The 16474-nt window shown below is 71.3% G+C and carries 15 protein-coding genes; 7 read left to right on the top strand and 8 right to left on the bottom strand.

Annotation, left to right across the window (positions count from 1 at the left end):
• Positions 1 to 34: 34 nt before the first annotated feature.
• Positions 35 to 676 carry a DUF6758 family protein gene (locus FNH04_RS23820; protein ID WP_152787465.1) on the bottom strand — a complete coding sequence of 214 codons (642 nt, stop codon included), beginning with the start codon at positions 674 to 676 and terminating at the stop codon, positions 35 to 37.
• A 160-nt stretch (positions 677 to 836) separates the two neighbouring features.
• Here FNH04_RS23820 and FNH04_RS23815 point away from each other — a divergent pair, with 160 nt between their 5' ends.
• Positions 837 to 2135 carry an MFS transporter gene (locus FNH04_RS23815; RefSeq protein ID WP_152787463.1) on the top strand — a complete coding sequence of 433 codons (1299 nt, stop codon included), beginning with the start codon at positions 837 to 839 and terminating at the stop codon, positions 2133 to 2135.
• Between the two features lie 52 nt (positions 2136 to 2187).
• On the opposite strand, the gene FNH04_RS23810 is transcribed toward FNH04_RS23815, so the two are convergent.
• Positions 2188 to 2775 (bottom strand): suppressor of fused domain protein, encoded by a 588-nt coding sequence (locus tag FNH04_RS23810; protein ID WP_152787461.1) that lies wholly within the window; start codon positions 2773 to 2775, stop codon positions 2188 to 2190.
• A gap of 619 nt (positions 2776 to 3394) precedes the next feature.
• Here FNH04_RS23810 and FNH04_RS23805 point away from each other — a divergent pair.
• Both FNH04_RS23805 and FNH04_RS23800 read left to right on the top strand, forming a co-directional pair.
• A complete protein-coding gene (locus FNH04_RS23805; protein WP_152787459.1) occupies positions 3395 to 4507 on the top strand; it encodes a magnesium and cobalt transport protein CorA in 1113 nt (370 codons plus the stop codon).
• 59 nt (positions 4508 to 4566) lie between these two features.
• A complete protein-coding gene (locus tag FNH04_RS23800) occupies positions 4567 to 5088 on the top strand; it encodes a hypothetical protein (protein WP_152787457.1) in 522 nt (173 codons plus the stop codon).
• 19 nt (positions 5089 to 5107) lie between these two features.
• On the opposite strand, the gene FNH04_RS23795 is transcribed toward FNH04_RS23800, so the two are convergent.
• Positions 5108 to 5857 carry a hypothetical protein gene (locus tag FNH04_RS23795; protein WP_322723665.1) on the bottom strand — a complete coding sequence of 250 codons (750 nt, stop codon included), beginning with the start codon at positions 5855 to 5857 and terminating at the stop codon, positions 5108 to 5110.
• A gap of 174 nt (positions 5858 to 6031) precedes the next feature.
• On the opposite strand from FNH04_RS23795, the gene FNH04_RS23790 reads away from it, so the two are divergent.
• The 3 genes from FNH04_RS23790 (at position 6032) to FNH04_RS23780 (ending at position 9256) form a co-directional block, all read left to right on the top strand.
• Positions 6032 to 7372: a magnesium transporter MgtE N-terminal domain-containing protein gene (locus tag FNH04_RS23790; protein ID WP_152787455.1), complete on the top strand. Its 1341-nt coding sequence runs from the start codon at positions 6032 to 6034 to the stop codon at positions 7370 to 7372.
• Positions 7362 to 7958 carry a DUF1003 domain-containing protein gene (locus FNH04_RS23785; RefSeq protein WP_152787453.1) on the top strand — a complete coding sequence of 199 codons (597 nt, stop codon included), beginning with the start codon at positions 7362 to 7364 and terminating at the stop codon, positions 7956 to 7958. Before FNH04_RS23790 ends, FNH04_RS23785 begins: the two co-directional genes overlap by 11 nt.
• A 140-nt stretch (positions 7959 to 8098) precedes the next feature.
• Positions 8099 to 9256: an Mrp/NBP35 family ATP-binding protein gene (locus tag FNH04_RS23780; protein WP_152787451.1), complete on the top strand. Its 1158-nt coding sequence runs from the start codon at positions 8099 to 8101 to the stop codon at positions 9254 to 9256.
• A gap of 204 nt (positions 9257 to 9460) precedes the next feature.
• Here FNH04_RS23780 and FNH04_RS23775 read toward each other — a convergent pair whose 3' ends face one another.
• The 5 genes from FNH04_RS23775 to sigE all read right to left on the bottom strand — a co-directional run bounded on the left by FNH04_RS23775 (position 9461) and on the right by sigE (position 15478).
• Positions 9461 to 10135 (bottom strand): hypothetical protein, encoded by a 675-nt coding sequence (locus FNH04_RS23775; RefSeq protein WP_152787449.1) that lies wholly within the window; start codon positions 10133 to 10135, stop codon positions 9461 to 9463.
• A gap of 317 nt (positions 10136 to 10452) precedes the next feature.
• Entirely contained in the window at positions 10453 to 10902 is a 450-nt protein-coding gene (locus tag FNH04_RS23770; protein WP_322723663.1) for a sec-independent translocase, read from the bottom strand.
• Between the two features lie 257 nt (positions 10903 to 11159).
• Positions 11160 to 13394, bottom strand: coding sequence for a S1C family serine protease (locus FNH04_RS23765; RefSeq protein WP_152787447.1), 2235 nt, complete (start codon positions 13392 to 13394; stop codon positions 11160 to 11162).
• 147 nt (positions 13395 to 13541) lie between these two features.
• Entirely contained in the window at positions 13542 to 14777 is a 1236-nt protein-coding gene (locus tag FNH04_RS23760; protein ID WP_322723660.1) for a zf-HC2 domain-containing protein, read from the bottom strand.
• A complete protein-coding gene (gene sigE, locus FNH04_RS23755) occupies positions 14774 to 15478 on the bottom strand; it encodes an RNA polymerase sigma factor SigE (protein WP_322723669.1) in 705 nt (234 codons plus the stop codon). Before sigE ends, FNH04_RS23760 begins: the two co-directional genes overlap by 4 nt.
• A gap of 223 nt (positions 15479 to 15701) precedes the next feature.
• Between sigE and FNH04_RS23750 the strand changes: the two genes are divergently transcribed.
• The gene (locus tag FNH04_RS23750; RefSeq protein ID WP_322723668.1) at positions 15702 to 16400 is read left to right on the top strand and encodes an O-methyltransferase; all 699 of its coding nucleotides are present in this window, start codon (positions 15702 to 15704) and stop codon (positions 16398 to 16400) included.
• Positions 16401 to 16474: the final 74 nt, after the last annotated feature.

Genomic DNA, 16474 nt, shown 5'->3' with positions numbered 1-16474 from the left:
GCCCCGAACCCCACCGGCCGAACCCAGCGGAGCCCTACGGCGCAAGAATCCGCGGTGACAGCGCTCCGCACGGCAGCAGATCGACCTCCGCACCCGCGTCCCGCAGATCGGTCAGCACGAGTTCGTCGTACATCAGCAGCCCCGTCGTCTCGGGCCAGACGACCGCCCACAGCCACAGCCCCCGGGCCTCCCCGGCGAAGACGGCACGGTCGTCGGGGGTGCCGGAGAGATGCCAGAGCGGGGTCGGGCGGCCGGCGGCCAGAACCTTGGCCTGGGGCGGCTTCTCGACACTCATGTACGGGCCGGGATCGGGTCCGTCGACGCCCGCGTACCGCGAACCGAGCCCGACACCGAGTTCCTCGGCGATGAGCAGCAGCTCGCCCACACCGCCGAGCGGACCCGGACCGGAGCAGGCCACCATGGTCGCGCGACCGCCGCTGCGCTCGTCCCCCGCGAAGGCCGCACCGGTGAACAGCCAGCCGACCGGCAGCGGCCACGGCATCCACACCGGCACCCGGGCTCGGTGCACCACGACACTGAGCGCCTCGACGCTGGGCGGGATCACGGGTTGCAGCGGATACACGGTTCCGTGCACATCGCACTGCCAGGAGTCGGAAAAGAGGCCGGGAGCCCTGACCCGGCCACCGCACTTCGGGCAACTGGGTTCGCCCCTCATAGGGCTCAACGGTCCTCCCCGTCGTTCCCCGCGTCAAGGACGATCACCCGTCCGGAGGGACTCGTCCGCCGGGAGAATTTAGATGTAACTTGCATTAATTAGGCTAGCTAACCTATCCTCTGCATGGAGCACCACTCGACTCGGCGAGGGAGGAACAGGAATGAGCAGGAGTTCGGGAGGCCCGGCAGGCGTGGGCGGCACGAGCGCCCCGAACGGCACCGGCGGGATCCTGCGCCAACCCAAGGCCGTCTGGGCGACCGCCGGGGCGTCCGTCGTCGCCTTCATGGGCATCGGGCTCGTCGACCCGATCCTGCCGTCCATCGCCACGGGCCTGGACGCCACGCCCAGCCAGGTCTCGCTGCTCTTCACCTCGTACTTCCTGATCACGGCCGTGGCGATGCTCGTGACCGGCTTCGTCTCCAGCCGTATCGGCGGCCGCAGGACCCTGCTGCTGGGCCTCGCGCTCGTCGTGGTCTTCGCCGGACTGTCCGGCACATCGGGTTCCGTCGGCGAACTGGTGGGCTTCCGCGCCGGATGGGGGCTCGGCAACGCGCTGTTCGTGTCCACGGCCCTCGCGGTCATCGTCGGCGCGGCGGCCGGCGGGAGCGCCGCCGCCGTCCTGCTGTACGAGTCGGCCCTGGGACTCGGCATGGCGTGCGGGCCACTGCTGGGCGCGGTGCTCGGTGACGCGAGCTGGCGGTACCCGTTCTTCGGCACCGCGCTGCTGATGGCGGCCGGTTTCCTGTGCGTGACGGCGTTCCTGAACGAGCAGCCGAGGCCGGCCCGCAGGACCGGACTGCTCGACCCCGTCCGGGCACTCGGCCACGGAGGACTGGCCTCGGCGGCCGTCTCCGCGTTCTTCTACAACTTCACGTTCTTCACCGTGCTGGCCTTCACCCCGTTCGTGCTGGACCTGAGCCCGTACCGGTCCGGCGCGGTGTTCTTCTGCTGGGGCGTGCTGCTCGCGGTGTTCTCGGTGATCGTGGCACCGCGGCTGCAGAAGCGGTTCGGTTCGCTGAAGGTGCTCGGCGGTTCACTGGTGCTGCTCGCGGCCGACGTGCTCCTCCTCGGGTACGGCGACCACGGCACCGCCGTCGCGTGCACGGTCCTGTCCGGCGCCTTCATCGGCGTGAACAACACCGTCTACACGGAGCTGGCCCTGGGCGTATCGGACGCGCCACGGCCGGTGGCGAGCGCCGGGTACAACTTCGTCCGGTGGTTCGCGGCGGCCGCCGCGCCATACCTCGCGCCGAAGGTCGAGGAGTGGACCGACATCCACATGCCCTTCGTGGTCGCCGCGGTGACGGCGGTGGCGGGTGCCGCCGTCATCCTCGTACGGCGGAACGCGCTCACACTCCCCCAAGCTCTCGACTCCGCTCGAGCAGGGGGGACCCCCACCACCGGAGAGCCTCAGCCGCGCCACCCGTCAAAGGACGGAGCGACCGTCTTCGCCAACTGACCGCACGCGGCCGATCGACTCCCAGAGGGGCCGTTTTCGGCCACCTGCCCGGTCAGTCCAGGGACACCGACACACGTGACGGATCGCGAAGGTCCGTCCCGTGCGTGAGCCAGCGCTCCTGGAGGGCCTGAGCGCCGTGAACCCGCTTCCAGGCGGCCTCGTTCGGGGTCATCGGAAGAAGCGGCAGGAAGCGGACGGGGTCGGCCGGAGGGTCCAGTTCCAGGTCCTCGACGAGACCGCCGGACTCAGCCACCAGGACGGAGGTGAAGGGCGCCCCGGGCCACAGGGGTTCACCCACGTCGAGCGAGGCACCCGGGGCCACCACGACACCCTCGACCTGCGGGGAAGCGGCGAGCACGGCGAGCGGGCGGAGCACCTTGCCGGTGTCGGCGCCACCGCCGCGCCGTACGGTGAGGACCAGTTCGGCACGTGGCCCCTTGACCGGGTCGGCGAGCACCTCGGTGGGGTCGGCCATGGGCCGGGCCGACATGCCGAGGGTGGCGTAGCGGACGATGTCCTCCTCGGTGAAACGGAGCACCTCGATGCGATCCGTGCCCAGGAAGGTGACCGCGGCGCGCGCGTCCGGTTCGCCCAGTGCTGTACGCAAACGGGCCTCCACCAAAGGAAGAACATCAGCCATGCGCCGAGCATAGAACTCGTCGGCAATGGGCAAAGCGGCGCCTTGACACTGACGGCGGCTGATACTCTGAAGCGCCGGTCGGGGCAGCACGCCGAAGCGTCGTTCTGGGGCCCCGACGCACTGAGACTCCCCTACGGGGACCGGGGACCCTGCCGGGGCCCGGGGATTGAATCGTCCCTCACGGGGGACCGGCCGGAGGAGGTGGGGCTGCAATGGACCGAAGTCGACCGTGCAGTACCACCCGCTCTTCCGGTCACTGAATTCCGTAGCTCCAGAGCTTCAGCCGTAGTTGCCGCTCTGTCGGCTGTCGTCTCTCGCACCCGCTTCACTTCGGCTGTCGCCGTCGCCTCGCGGGTGCACGGCGGAAGAGCACTTCGTTCCACCTGATCCGACCGATCCACCGGGTCTCGCGGATTCGGCTCGAAACCCACACCGAGCCCCATCCCGTCGATCCATCCGATCCGTCCGATCTGTCTTGATCTGAATCAAGCGAAGCCAGCCACCGCGACGGTGCGGTGCTCCCCGCTTTGTGGACGTGCCAAACATCCGCAGTCTGGACGTCCCCATTCCGGGCAGTTCCAACCGCCGCCGGAGGCCTTTCGTCACGAAGGAGCCTGCCATGTCGATGATCCGAGACCTGCGTGCCGCGGTCCGCCCCCGTCCGTCGCTCCACAAGGGCGGCACGGCGTACGAGCACACGCGCGCCGCCGAGACCAACACGGCCGTCGTGGACTGCGCCGTCTACCGGAACGGCGAACGCCTCACGGCAGGCCGGAACCTGACGTCGCATGAGGCGATCCGTCAGGTGCGCCGGGACGGCGGGTTCGTGTGGATCGGGCTGCACGAGCCGTCCGAGGCCGAGTTCTCGGACATCGCGGCCGAGTTCGGTCTGCACCCGCTGGCCGTGGAGGACGCGGTGCACGCGCACCAGCGGCCGAAGCTGGAGCGGTACGACGACACGCTGTTCACGGTCTTCAAGACCATCCACTACGTGGAGCACGACGAGCTGACCGCCTCCAGCGAGGTCGTCGAGACCGGCGAGGTCATGTGCTTCACCGGGCGGGACTTCTTCATCACCGTGCGGCACGGCGGCAAGGGTTCGCTGCGGGCGCTGCGGCACCGGCTGCAGGAGGACCCCGAGCTGCTCGCCAAGGGGCCGTCGGCGGTGCTCCACGCCATCGCGGACCACGTCGTGGACGGGTACATCGCGGTCGCCGAGGCCATGCAGGACGACATCGACGAGGTGGAGACGGAGGTCTTCTCCCCGGGCCGCAAGGGCGGGCCGCGCGGTACCGACGCGGGCCGGATCTACCAGCTCAAGCGCGAGGTGCTGGAGTTCAAGCGCGCGGTGTCGCCCCTGGTGCGGCCGATGCAGCTGCTGAGCGAGCGCCCGATGCGGCTGATCGACCCGGACATCCAGAAGTACTTCCGGGACGTGGCCGACCACCTCACCCAGGTCCAGGAGCAGGTCCTCGGCTTCGACGAACTGCTCAACTCGATCCTCCAGGCCAACCTGGCGCAGGCCTCGGTGGCGCAGAACGAGGACATGCGGAAGATCACGTCATGGGCGGCGATCATCGCCGTACCGACGATGGTGTGCGGGGTGTACGGCATGAACTTCGACTACATGCCGGAGCTGCGCTGGAAGTTCGGGTACCCGCTGGTGCTGACCGTCACCGTGGCCATCTGCTTCGGCATCCACCGCTCGCTGAAGCGCAACGGCTGGCTGTGACCCGGGCTCGCCAGGGCCCGTCCGGCGGATCATGGCCGGACAGGCCCTAGTCTTGCCGTATGACCGCGACCGGCAACGACACGCTGCTCGACCGGGCCCTCGTCGAGGAGGCCACCAAGAAGTCCGGCCTCATCTGGGTCCAGGGCACCGGCGCGCCGCCCCGCGCCCTCTGGCACGTCTGGTACGAGGGGGCGGCGTGCGTGGTCGGCGGCGGGCCCGGTGAGCAGCCGCTGCCGGGACTGGTGGACGGCGGCGAGGCGGTCGTGACGGTCCGCAGCAAGGACAAGGGCGGGCGTGTCGTCACCTGGACGGCGAAGGTCGCCGAGCTCACCGCGGGCTCCCCCGCCTGGGATGCCACGGTCGCCGAGCTGAAGGGCAAGCGGCTGAACGCCCCCGACGGCGAGGCGATGCCGGAGCGCTGGTCCCGCGAGTGCCGGGTACTGCGTCTGGAGCCGACAGGGGCCACGGCACCGCTCCCCGACTCCTCACTGGCCGCGGCTCCCGTGCCGACCCCGGCCACGACCCGCGGACCCATCCCGGCGGGCCTCCCACGCCTCCTGCGGAAGCGCAAGCGCCGGTAGCCCAGTAGCCCTCCGGAGGCTACGACGACGGCAGCTGCTTGCCGTAGTCCACGACTTCCTTCTCCGTCGGTTCCTTGAGAGGGAACGGACTGCCCCAGTCGGACAGGCGGATGGTGCCCGCGTCGCCGGCGCGGACGAGACGGAGGGGGTAGGGAGTGCCCTCGAGCGAGACGTCGAGGGTGCCGCCGGAGCCCTCGTCGCCGGTGATCCGGACGGTGCGGACACCGGACTGCTCGTGGCGGCCGTCCGTCGACAGTTCGCCGTGCAGCGTCAACAGGCCGTCCAGCAGAACGTCCTTGTCCGTGAAGCCGCTGAAGCGCTGGTACGCCGGGTCGCCCGTCGGCACCTTCACGAACATCCCGTCCAGCTTGTCCGCGGCGGCCGCGTCCGACTTGCCGTCGCCCTTCTCGCCGTCCTCGTGCTTCCAGAACGCCGCGTCGGCCTTCAGGAACAGGTGCTCCCCGACCCGCAGCAGCCGGAACGTCGAGCCCTTGGTGGTCACCGAGCCCGTACCGCCGCCGTCGGCCAGACGCATGTCCAGCCGGTACGTACGGCCGTTGCTCACCACCGTCCCGGACAGCCGGACCGTGTCCGCCGACTTCGCCGCCGACTTCGTACGGCTCTGGATCTTCGCGGCCGGCAGCTTCCCGACCCCGTTCGTGCCCGCGTCGGGGTCCTCTCCGCACCCCGTCAACCCGGTCCCGGCCGCCACCAGCACACAGACCGCACTCATCATCGCGGCCCTTCGGGGACGGGGAATCACAGTCACAGGTGGGACACCTCTCGTACGGGGGTACTCAACCGCGTACCGCAGCGTACCGGGGTTCGACGCGCCCCTCGGAGGCAGACCGTCCGCACCGCCCACCAGGGCGTATCCGACCGGGACGGGCTAGCCTGAAGCCCAACTTGGCGGACATTGGCATACGAAAAGGAGGCGGAACACATGGCGGCCGGCGTGCCCCGGATCTTCGTCTCCCATCTCTCCGGCATCGCCGTATTCGACCCGGCCGGAGACCAGGTGGGCCGCGTACGCGACCTCGTCGCCATGCTCCGCGTCGGCCGGAAACCCCCGCGGTTGCTGGGGCTGGTCGTGGAGTTGGCGACCCGGCGCCGTATCTTCCTGCCCATGACCCGCGTCACCGGCATCGAGTCCGGACAGGTCATCACCACCGGCGTGCTCAACGTCCGGCGCTTCGAGCAGCGGCCCACCGAGCGGCTCGTCCTCGGTGAACTCCTCGACCGGCGCGTACAGCTCGTGGAGACCGGGGAGGAGGTGACGGTCCTCGATGTCTCCGTACAGCAGCTGCCCGCCCGCCGCGAATGGGAGATCGACCGGGTGTTCGTACGGAAGGGCAGGGGCGGGGCCTTCCGGCGCAAGGAGAACGGGCGCGTGGCGCTTCCCTGGAAGGGCGGCGGCGGGAAACGGGCCGGCGAGACCCTGACCGTGGAGTGGTCGGCCGTCACCGGGTTCTCGCTGGAGGAGCACGGGCAGGGCGCCGAGAGCCTGCTGGCCACCTTCGAACAGCTCCGGCCCGCCGACCTCGCCAACGTGCTGCACCACCTGTCCTCCAAGCGCCGGACCGAGGTCGCCTCCGCCCTCGACGACGACCGGCTCGCCGACGTCCTCGAGGAGCTGCCCGAGGACGACCAGATCGAGATCCTCGGCAAGCTCAAGGAGGAGCGGGCCGCGGACGTCCTGGAGGCGATGGACCCGGACGACGCCGCCGACCTGCTCGCCGAGCTCCCGGAGGAGGACAAGGAACGGCTGCTGACGCTGATGCAGCCGGACGAGGCCGCCGACGTGCGCCGGCTCATGGCGTACGAGGAGAAGACCGCGGGCGGCCTGATGACCACCGAGCCCATCGTGCTGCGGCCCGACGCGACCGTGGCCGACGCGCTCGCCCGCGTCCGCAACCGCGACCTGTCCCCCGCTCTCGCCGCACAGGTATATGTGTGCCGTCCGCCGGACGAGACGCCCACCGGCAAGTACCTGGGCACCGTCCACTTCCAGCGGCTGCTGCGCGACCCTCCCTACACCCTGGTCGGCTCGATCCTCGACGACGACCTCCAGCCCCTCGCCCCGGAGGCCCCGCTGCCCGTCGTGGCCGGGTTCTTCGCGACGTACGACATGGTCGCGGCACCCGTCGTCGACGAGAGCGGCTCGCTGCTGGGCGCGGTCACGGTGGACGACGTCCTGGACCACATGCTGCCCGAGGACTGGCGGGAGACGGAGTTCCACCTCGACGAGGGGGCGGGCAAGGAGGCGAGCACGCATGGTGCCTGAGCGCGAGGGCCGGGCCGATAACCGGCGTGCCCTCTCCGGTGGCCGTGAGCGCGTGCCCGTCGGTGCCACGGCCACCGCGCGTCCCCGCATCCGCCTGGACCAGCCCCGGCCGCGCCGCCGCCGGTTCCTCCCGGAGTGGGATCCGGAGGCCTTCGGGAAGCTGTCCGAGCGCATCGCGCGGTTCATCGGCACGGGACGGTTCCTCGTCTGGATGACGGTCGTCGTCGTGCTGTGGGTGCTGTGGAACATCTTCGCGCCCCGCGGCCTGCGCTTCGACGAGTACCCGTTCATCTTCCTGACCCTGATGCTGTCGCTCCAGGCCTCGTACGCAGCCCCGCTGATCCTCCTCGCGCAGAACCGCCAGGCCGACCGCGACCGGGTCAATCTCAAGCAGGACCGCCAGCAGAACGAGCGGTCGATCGCGGACACCGAGTATCTGACGCGGGAGGTCGCCGCCCTGCGGATCGGTCTCGGCGAGGTCGCCACGCGGGACTGGATCCGATCCGAGCTCCAGGATCTCCTGAGAGAGATCGAGGAGCTCCGGACCTCCACCGTGAAAGAAGATGATTCCCGGCGGCCGTTCTGAGCGCCGTACCATCGTCCTTGTGACTCCGCCCTTCCCGGAGGGAGCGGCTTCTCACTTGAACGCGTCCGCGTCCTCATGACGGACAAGCCCTGCCCGGTGCCTCACGGCACAGGCGGGAGACTAGTAGTGAAGGAAGGCCGATGGCTGCCGATAGGCCTGGTTCCCCCCTTACGAGTGACGCAGTGCACGCTGCGCTCGCGACGGTGAACGACCCCGAGATCAACCGCCCCATCACCGAGCTCGGGATGGTCAAATCGGTGGAGATCGGCGCGGACGGAGCGGTCGCGGTCACCGTGTACCTGACGGTCTCCGGCTGCCCGATGCGCGAGACGATCACGCAGCGCGTGACGGACGCCGTCTCCCGGGTGGAGGGCGTCACAGGCGTCGACGTCACGCTGGACGTCATGAGCGACGAGCAGCGCCGCGAGCTGGCGTCCGCACTGCGCGGCGGCCAGGCCGAGCGCGAGGTCCCGTTCGCCAAGCCGGGCTCGCTGACCCGCGTCTACGCGGTGGCCTCCGGCAAGGGCGGCGTCGGCAAGTCCTCCGTGACCGTGAACCTGGCGGCGGCGATGGCGGCCGACGGGCTGAAGGTCGGTGTCGTGGACGCCGACATCTACGGCCACTCGGTGCCGCGCATGCTGGGTGCCGACGGGCGTCCCACCCAGGTCGAGAACATGATCATGCCGCCGTCCGCGAACGGTGTGAAGGTCATCTCGATCGGCATGTTCACCCCGGGCAACACGCCGGTCGTCTGGCGCGGCCCGATGCTCCACCGCGCGCTCCAGCAGTTCCTGGCGGACGTGTACTGGGGCGACCTCGACGTCCTGCTGCTGGACCTGCCGCCCGGCACGGGTGACATCGCCATCTCGGTCGCCCAGCTGGTCCCGAACGCCGAGATCCTGGTCGTGACGACCCCTCAGCAGGCGGCGGCGGAGGTCGCCGAGCGCGCCGGGTCCATCGCCGTCCAGACCCACCAGAAGATCGTCGGCGTGGTCGAGAACATGTCCGGTCTGCCCTGCCCGCACTGCGGCGAGATGGTCGACGTCTTCGGCACGGGCGGCGGCCAGGTGGTGGCCGACGGTCTCACCCGTACGACGGGTGCGACGGTACCCGTACTCGGCAACATCCCCATCGACGTCCGCCTCCGCGAGGGCGGCGACGAGGGCAAGCCGGTCGTCCTGACCGACCCCGACTCCCCGGCGGGCGCGGCCCTGCGGGCCATCGCGGGCAAGCTGGGAGGCCGTCAGAGGGGCCTGTCGGGCATGACGCTCGGCCTGACGCCGAAGAACAAGTTCTAGGGCGCGGACGAGGCTGTTCCAGGGCTCGTACGTGGCTCTGGGGGCGCGCCTGAAACCTGGGCGCGCCCTGAAGGGGCGCGGGGAACCGCGCGACCAGCCACCGACGACCCGCAGCCGACCCGGGTCCGACGCCCCGGCGGCGAACCGACCTCCTGCCGCCTCAGGGCGAGGGGGCACCGTCGCACAACGGCACCCCCTTCCGGCTCAGCCCGCCGGGTGGGCGTACGCGCCGATGTCCTTGATCTTGGCGAAGCCCAGCCCGTAAGCGCTCATCCCCCTGCCGTACGCGCCCACATGGACGCCCTCGGAGGTGGAGCCCGCGAGGACCCAGCCGAACTCGGACTCGCGGTAGTGGAAGGGTGTGGGGACCCCGTCCACGGGGAGGGAGAGCGTGGACCAGGCGGGACCGGTCAGGTCGTCCGCGAGAACCCACGCCGTCTCGGTCTGCTGGTCCAGCCAGTCGTCCCGCAGGCTGTGGTCCATATGGCCGGGCCAGGTGAAGGACAGCAGCCCCACTCCGGCCAGCCAGGCCGCGGAGGAGACCGAGGTGGCCTCCATGAATCCGGTGCCGTCCGGGCTGCGCCGTACGGGGTTCTCGGCGACGGTGACCACGACGGCGAAGCGCTCCTTGGCGTCGTCGCCGGAGCCCTCGTTCTTTATCGAGGGCTCGTCACCGTGCCCGATCGAACCGTGCTCGACGGTTCCGTCGGCCGCCGTACCGACCTGCATCAGCCGACGCGGACCCGTGAAGGCCTCGTCGAGGCCGTACCACGGGAAGGGCGCCAGCAGGTAGCCGTCAACCGTACGCCGGGCGGAGTGGACCGGTGGTCCGTCCTCCGCGGCCGGCGCCTGCGCGCCTACCCGACTCGTCGTCTCCATGTGCCCGGACGCCTCCTCGCTCTCGGCGGACCGGAGCGGCCCGCCCCCCTCGGGCGTCCTCGCTCACACGCGTACGGTCCGCACAACAACAGGGCAGCATAGCCACAGCGCTCCGAGCAGCAGCGAAACCGCCGGGGCGCCGGGCTGCGTTCGAGTGGGGTTCCGGCCGTACGCAGGAGCGTTCGGGGTATGAGTCGTGTCACACGCGGGGTGTGAGGGGAGGCGGCGAGCGCCGAGGGCGTGCGCCGGGGACACACCTGCGTACGGCTGTGAGAGGCACCCGGCGACGGGGGCGTACGGTGACGGGACCGTACGGCTCAGGTGGCGTCCGCGTCGAAGGGCGGGCGGTCGTCGGCCTCGGGCTTCTTGGTCATGTCGATGGAGCCGCCGCCGGACGATCCCGATCCGGAGGCCCCGGAGGAAGAACCGGAGGAGGACTCGGACTCACGACCGTGCACCGCGTCCGCGACCTCGGCCATCTCCTTCTTCAGGTCGAAGCCGTTGCGGATCTCCTTCAGGCCCAGGTCGTCGTTGTCCAGCTGCTTGCGCATGAACGTCTTGGGGTTCAGGTCCTCGAACTCGAAGTCCTTGAACTCGGGGCCGAGCTCCTGGCGGATGTCCTGCTTGGCGCTCTCGGAGAACTCGCGGATCTTGCGGATGGTGCGGGTGACGTCCTGGATCACCTTCGGGAGCTTCTCCGGCCCGAAGACGAGCACGGCGAGAACGACGAGCGTCACCAGCTCGAGCGCTCCTATGTCATTGAACACCTGAAGCTCCTTGCGAGGTCCTGGGCCCTGTCCGTCGGCCCTCGGTCTTCCGTGGCGTCTTCGGTGGTCCGGGCCGGGTCCACGGTACCCGGCACTCCTGTCCGTCCGGTACCGTCAGCGCGCTCCTGGATGCGTACAGACGGCCGGTTTTCCACAAACTTGGCCGATCAGAGCGGGTCAGGGGCACGTGCTGTGAGGTTGCTGTAAATCGTGCCGGCCGCTTCCGACCGTCTCTCCGGGGCCGCCCGGACCGTACCTCAGTCACCGCCCGAGGAGCCGAGCGTCAGGGTGGCCTTCCTCTCCCGGCCGTCGCGCCGGAGCGTGAGTTCCAGCCGGTCGCCGGGCCGGTGGGCGCGGATCTTGACGATGAGTTCCTCGCCGGAGTGGACGCGCTGCCCGTCGACCGCGGTGATGACGTCGCCCGCCTTGATGCCCGCCCTGGCCGCGGGGCCGCCGGGATTGACCGGGGACCCGCCGTCGTTGCCCTCGGCGCCGACCCGGGCGCCGTCCCCGGAGTAGTCCATGTCGAGCGTCACGCCGATGACGGGGTGGGTCGCCTTCCCCGTGTTGATCAGCTCCTCGGCGACGCGCTTGCCCTGGTTGATGGGGATGGCGAAGCCGAGCCCGATCGAACCGGCCTGCCCGCTCTCCGGGGCGGAGCCGTCACCGGCGGAGCGGATGGCGCTGTTGATACCGATGACCCGGGCGTTGGCGTCGACGAGGGGGCCGCCCGAGTTGCCCGGGTTGATCGGGGCGTCGGTCTGGAGAGCGTCCACGTACGAGACGTCGCTTCCGTCGCCCTCCTCGCCGCCCGCGGTGATGGGCCGCTCCTTGGCGCTGATGATGCCCGAGGTGACGGTGTTGGCGAGGTCGAAGGGCGCGCCGATGGCGACGACGGGGTCGCCCACCCGCACATCGTCGGAGTTGCCGAGGGGCAGGGGCTTGAGGCCGCTGACACCGGACACCTTGACGACGGCGAGGTCATAGCCGCTGTCCCGGCCGACGACGGTGGCCTTGGCCGTCTCGCCGCCGCTGAAGGTCACGGATATCTCCCCGTCGTCGCCCGCGGGCTCCACGACGTGGTTGTTGGTGAGGATGTGGCCCCGCTTGTCGAGCACGAACCCGGTGCCGGTGCCCTGCGCGTCCGTGCCGCTCACATGCAGGGTGACCACGCCGGGCAGCGCGCTGGCGGCGATCCCGGCGACACTGTCGGGCGCGCGGCCCCCGGCGCCCTCCGCGGTCTGGGGCAGCTCGACCTGCCCGATGCCGCCATTCCGCTCCAGGTACGCGCCGACGGCTCCGCCGACCCCGCCGGACACGAGCGCGAGCAGAACGGCACCCAGGGCCAGGGCCTTGCGGGACCGCCTGCGCCGCTGGTCCGTGCTGAGGACCGCGGCCCCGTTCTGCTGGAGGGGGCCCTGGGCGGCCGCCCAGGGGTCGTAGTTCTGCCAGGGGTCCCGGGGCGGAGGCCCGGTGTGGACGACGCCCGGCGGCGGGCTCCCGGCGGCGTAGGGCGCGCCGGGAGCGTGGGGCAGCTGTGGGTTCTGTGCGACTGCCGCAGGGGCGGGCGTCCCGGGTGCCGGGGCAGGTACGGCGTTCGCGACGGCATGCGGCGGCACGGGTGCGCCATGGGGCACGCCGCCGGTGGGAACGGGGGCGCCCGGCGCCGGGACCTGGCCCGCGGTGGGCACACCGTGCGGCGGGGGCATCGCCGGAACGGCCGTACCGTGTGCGGGAGTCGCCCCCGGATGCTGAACCGGCGGCGCGGGCGCCCAAGGGCCGGGCTCACCGTAGGGCGGGGTGCTGTAGGGGTCGGGATCGTGCAGGGGCTTGGGCCGTTCGGTGACGGGGCCCGCGGGGGCACCCGCGAGGGCGTTCGTCCCGCCGCTCACGGGGACGCCGTCAGCGGGCACGGGAGCCACGGGTACGGGAGCCGCGGGCGCGTGATCCGCGGGTACAGGAGTCGCGGGCACGTCGGTGTGGGCGCCGTGGTCCGCTGACGCGGGATTCGGGGAACCGCTCGCTGACGCGCCGTCACCGTCGTCGGCCGGTACGGCACCCACGGCCTCGGCGCTCACCCCGGCACCCGTACTCGTCCCCGCACCCCTGCTCCCCGCGCTCGGTGATCCGGGCTCGCCCGCGATCGTGGCGGCAGGGGCAGCGGCAGGGGCCGGCCGTTCCAGCTCGAAGTCGCCCTCGTCGGACATGCCGTACCGCTCCGCACCGGGCTCGGGACGCGCCGACGCCACACCGTCGTCGGCCGGGGAGCCCTGAGCCGGCATCTCGTCCGGACGCCTCAACTCGAAGTCACCGCCGTCGCCCTCATGGCCGCCACTGCCGCCCGGGTGAACGCCCTCCGGCGCGCCGGCGGCATCGGCAGCCTCCGGCGAAGTGCTCGCCGCGGATATGTGATCCGTCGTCGGACCGGCCCCCGTGCCCTGGGCTCGGGGGCGGCTCCACCACTTCGCCTTCGTGGGCTTCCCCTCGTTCATGCTCTCCCCACCTGGCCCGCGGCACGACTCGCCGGTCACCGCAGATCGTCGACTCCGCGTCCGGGGTCCTCCGGACGGACGCGGCCCACCCTGGATTCAACCAGGTTCACGTGCCGCCCCGCAGTGGGCCAGGGCCTGTCCGGCGGATCAGGGGACCGTGGGAGAGGTGGGTGTGGGGGACGACGTCGCGGCGGGGGCGGTCAGCAGGCCCGGAACGGTGAGCCCAGGTGTTGTCGGCCACGAGGCCGACAGGGACGGCGGGGTCACCGAGAGCGGACGTATGAGCGGGGACATCGCCGCGGCACCGGCCACCACCGGTGCGGTCAGCGGATGCGCGGACGCCTGGCTCTGGCCCGCCGGAGCGGGGACACCGGGCACCAGGGGCGCGGAGACCTCGACGGGCGCCAGAGGTGTGTCCTCCGTCGACCGCAGGCCGTGTCCGAGCAGCGGCGTGACGGATCCACGGCGGCGCGGCGAGTCGGGAGGGGTGGCGGCGCCCGACCCCGGTGCTCGCATCGGGGTCACATTGCTTCCGGAGCCCGAACCACCCCGTGTCTCCGCGGTGTCTCCGGGGACCCCGGTGGACATCCCGCCGAGGGCGATGGCGGCCAGCGACACCGCCCCGGCCGCCACGAAGGCGAACCGCAGTCCCCGTGAGGCCGACCGCTCGGTGTCGTGCCGGGTGATCTGGTGAATGCGGAAGCCGCGGTCGCCGGTGCTGCCCCGGCCGTCCACGGATTCGACGGTCTCGGCGGGTCCACGACCAGGCCCGTCGGCCCCGGAGAGTTCACCACCCTCTGCGGAGCCACGGTCGCCGAAGAGGCCACGTCCGCCGAGCGCGCCGCGGTCACCGAAGAACCCGCGCCCACCGGAGGGCCCCCGGTCGCCGAAGAAGCCCCGTCCGCCGGGCAGCCCCCGGCCGCCGAACAGGCCGCGCTCCTCCGACGGCGACAGCACCCCGGAGTGCGGTCCCGACGGGACGTAGCCGAAGGGCTCGCCTCTCACTCCGAAGACTCCGGAGCCTCCGGCCACCCGGGAGTCCCCGGGGAGTCCCGCCCTTCCACCCGTGCCCGGAAGTCTTCCGCCGAAGCCTCCCCCGCCCAAGGGCGAGCCACCGCCGTCGAGGTCACCTCCCGCGGGAAGCCCCTGAAGGCGGGCCAGGAAGCTCTCGGAGGGCGACGGGGGGGCCGCCTCCGCGAACACGCTCTTCAACTGGCGCTGGGCGTCCGCCTCCGCCTTGCACTTCGCGCAGGTGGCGAGGTGGGCCAGGACGCGCTCGCGCGAGTCATGACCGAGCTCTCCGTCCACCAGGGCGGAGAGTCGGTCCCCAAGATGCTGGTCGGCGACGCGGCGCTCGCCGGGGTTCGGCCGTGATCCACTCACGCGGTCGCGCCCCCTCCTCCCAGCGCGGGAACTCCGGCGACGGCGAAACCACGGCGCTGCTCGGCGCGGGCCTCCGGCGAACGGTGCGCGAGGGCCTTGCGCAGCTGGGAGCGGCCGCGGTGGATGCGGGAGCGGACGGTGCCGAGCTTGACGCCCAGGGTCGCGGCGATCTCCTCGTACGACAGGCCCTCGATGTCGCAGAGGACGACGGCCGCGCGGAACTCGGGCGCGAGGGTGTCGAGGGCCTGCTGGACGTCCGCGTCGAAGTGCGAGTCGTTGAAGACCTGCTGCGGGGACGGCTCGCGGCTGGGCAGCCGCTCGGCCGCGTCCTCGCCCAGGGCGTCGAAGCGGATGCGCTGCTTGCGGCGCACCATGTCCAGGAAGAGGTTCGTGGTGATGCGGTGCAGCCAGCCCTCGAAGGTGCCCGGCGTGTAGGTCGACAGGGAGCGGAAGACACGGACGAAGACCTCCTGGGTGAGGTCCTCGGCGTCGTGCTGGTTACCGGTCAGGCGGTACGCCAGTCGGTATACCCGGCCGCTGTGCGTGCTGACGATCTCCTCCCAGGTGGGCGGAGTCCACGCCTGAGCGTCCGCGTCGGTGGTGAAGGTCGCGGTCTGAGCGAAGTCAGCGGCGTGGCTGTGGTCAGCGGTGTCGTTCACGGATTTCGGCCTGCCCGCCGACCCGAGAAAGCGCCGCAGCACTCCTCCCCGGTCCACAGGCGCAGCCGCACCTCCCCTGTCGGCTCTGGTGGTGTCCAGTGGAGCCCCTACCATAGCCACCTCGCCCGTTAGCTCCGGATAAGCGGTTTTACGAAAATTTGATACACGCTGCCGCGGCACGTGCGGCCGTGCCGGCACCTGCTCGGTGTCCTGATCCATCCGTAGCCCCCCGTCGTCTCTCCCACCCCTCTAAACGACCGGTCCCATCTGCGGGTTCCCAGCACCAACGGATACAGTCACGCCCAGGCAACCACGGGGACAGGAGAGGGTCATTACCGGCAACCGGCAGACGAGCTGGGCGTTCGCCGACGCCTTTGTCGCCGAGGACGACGCGCTGCGCTGGGCCCGGGACCGGGCTCGCGACGCAGGGCTGCGCTCGGTGTCGCCCGGCACGGGCGCGGCGTTGGGGTTGCTGGCCGCCTCCGTGGACGCCAAGGCGGTGGCGGAGATCGGGACGGGGACCGGGGTCTCCGGGATCCATCTGCTGCGCGGTATGCGGCCCGACGGGGTACTGACCACCGTGGATCCGGAGCCGGAGCACCAGCAGTTCGCCCGCCAGGCCTTCCGCGCGTGCGGCTTCGCCAGCAACCGCGCCCGCTTCATCCCGGGCCGCGCCCTGGACGTCCTGCCCCGGCTCGCGGACGCCGGCTACGACCTCGTCTTCTGTGACGGCGATCGCCTCGAGTCCCTCGAGTACCTCGCTGAATCGTTGCGTCTTCTCCGCCCCGGCGGACTGGTGGTGTTCGAAGGCGTCTTCGCCAACGGCCGGACGGTGGACTCGGGCCCGCAGCCGACGGAGGTCATACGCATCCGGGAGCTGCTGCGCACGGTCCGCGAGAGCCCGGACCTGATGCCGTCGCTGCTCCCGGTGGGCGACGGGCTGCTGTGCGCGGTCAAGCGGTAGACCACATCCCCCGGCTCAAGCGGTAGAGGACACCCCCGGCTTTCCCGTCCGCCCGGGCCGGGCGGGGGCGGGCC

This window comes from Streptomyces phyllanthi (assembly GCF_009377205.1).
In the GTDB taxonomy this organism is placed as follows: domain Bacteria; phylum Actinomycetota; class Actinomycetes; order Streptomycetales; family Streptomycetaceae; genus Streptomyces; species Streptomyces phyllanthi.
The sequence above is the reverse complement of the archived record's forward strand: the minus strand, read 5'-3'. Positions and strand labels throughout refer to the sequence as shown.

Excerpts from the sequence above, each read along its gene's own strand:
- FNH04_RS23820 (WP_152787465.1), bottom strand. The coding sequence starts at position 676 with ATGAGGGGCGAACCCAGTTGCCCGAAGTGCGGTGGCCGGGTCAGGGCT.
- FNH04_RS23815 (WP_152787463.1), top strand. The coding sequence starts at position 837 with ATGAGCAGGAGTTCGGGAGGCCCGGCAGGCGTGGGCGGCACGAGCGCC.
- FNH04_RS23810 (WP_152787461.1), bottom strand. The coding sequence starts at position 2,775 with ATGGCTGATGTTCTTCCTTTGGTGGAGGCCCGTTTGCGTACAGCACTG.
- FNH04_RS23805 (WP_152787459.1), top strand. The coding sequence starts at position 3,395 with ATGTCGATGATCCGAGACCTGCGTGCCGCGGTCCGCCCCCGTCCGTCG.
- FNH04_RS23800 (WP_152787457.1), top strand. The coding sequence starts at position 4,567 with ATGACCGCGACCGGCAACGACACGCTGCTCGACCGGGCCCTCGTCGAG.
- FNH04_RS23790 (WP_152787455.1), top strand. The coding sequence starts at position 6,032 with ATGGCGGCCGGCGTGCCCCGGATCTTCGTCTCCCATCTCTCCGGCATC.
- FNH04_RS23785 (WP_152787453.1), top strand. The coding sequence starts at position 7,362 with ATGGTGCCTGAGCGCGAGGGCCGGGCCGATAACCGGCGTGCCCTCTCC.
- FNH04_RS23780 (WP_152787451.1), top strand. The coding sequence starts at position 8,099 with ATGGCTGCCGATAGGCCTGGTTCCCCCCTTACGAGTGACGCAGTGCAC.
- FNH04_RS23775 (WP_152787449.1), bottom strand. The coding sequence starts at position 10,135 with ATGGAGACGACGAGTCGGGTAGGCGCGCAGGCGCCGGCCGCGGAGGAC.
- FNH04_RS23765 (WP_152787447.1), bottom strand. The coding sequence starts at position 13,394 with ATGAACGAGGGGAAGCCCACGAAGGCGAAGTGGTGGAGCCGCCCCCGA.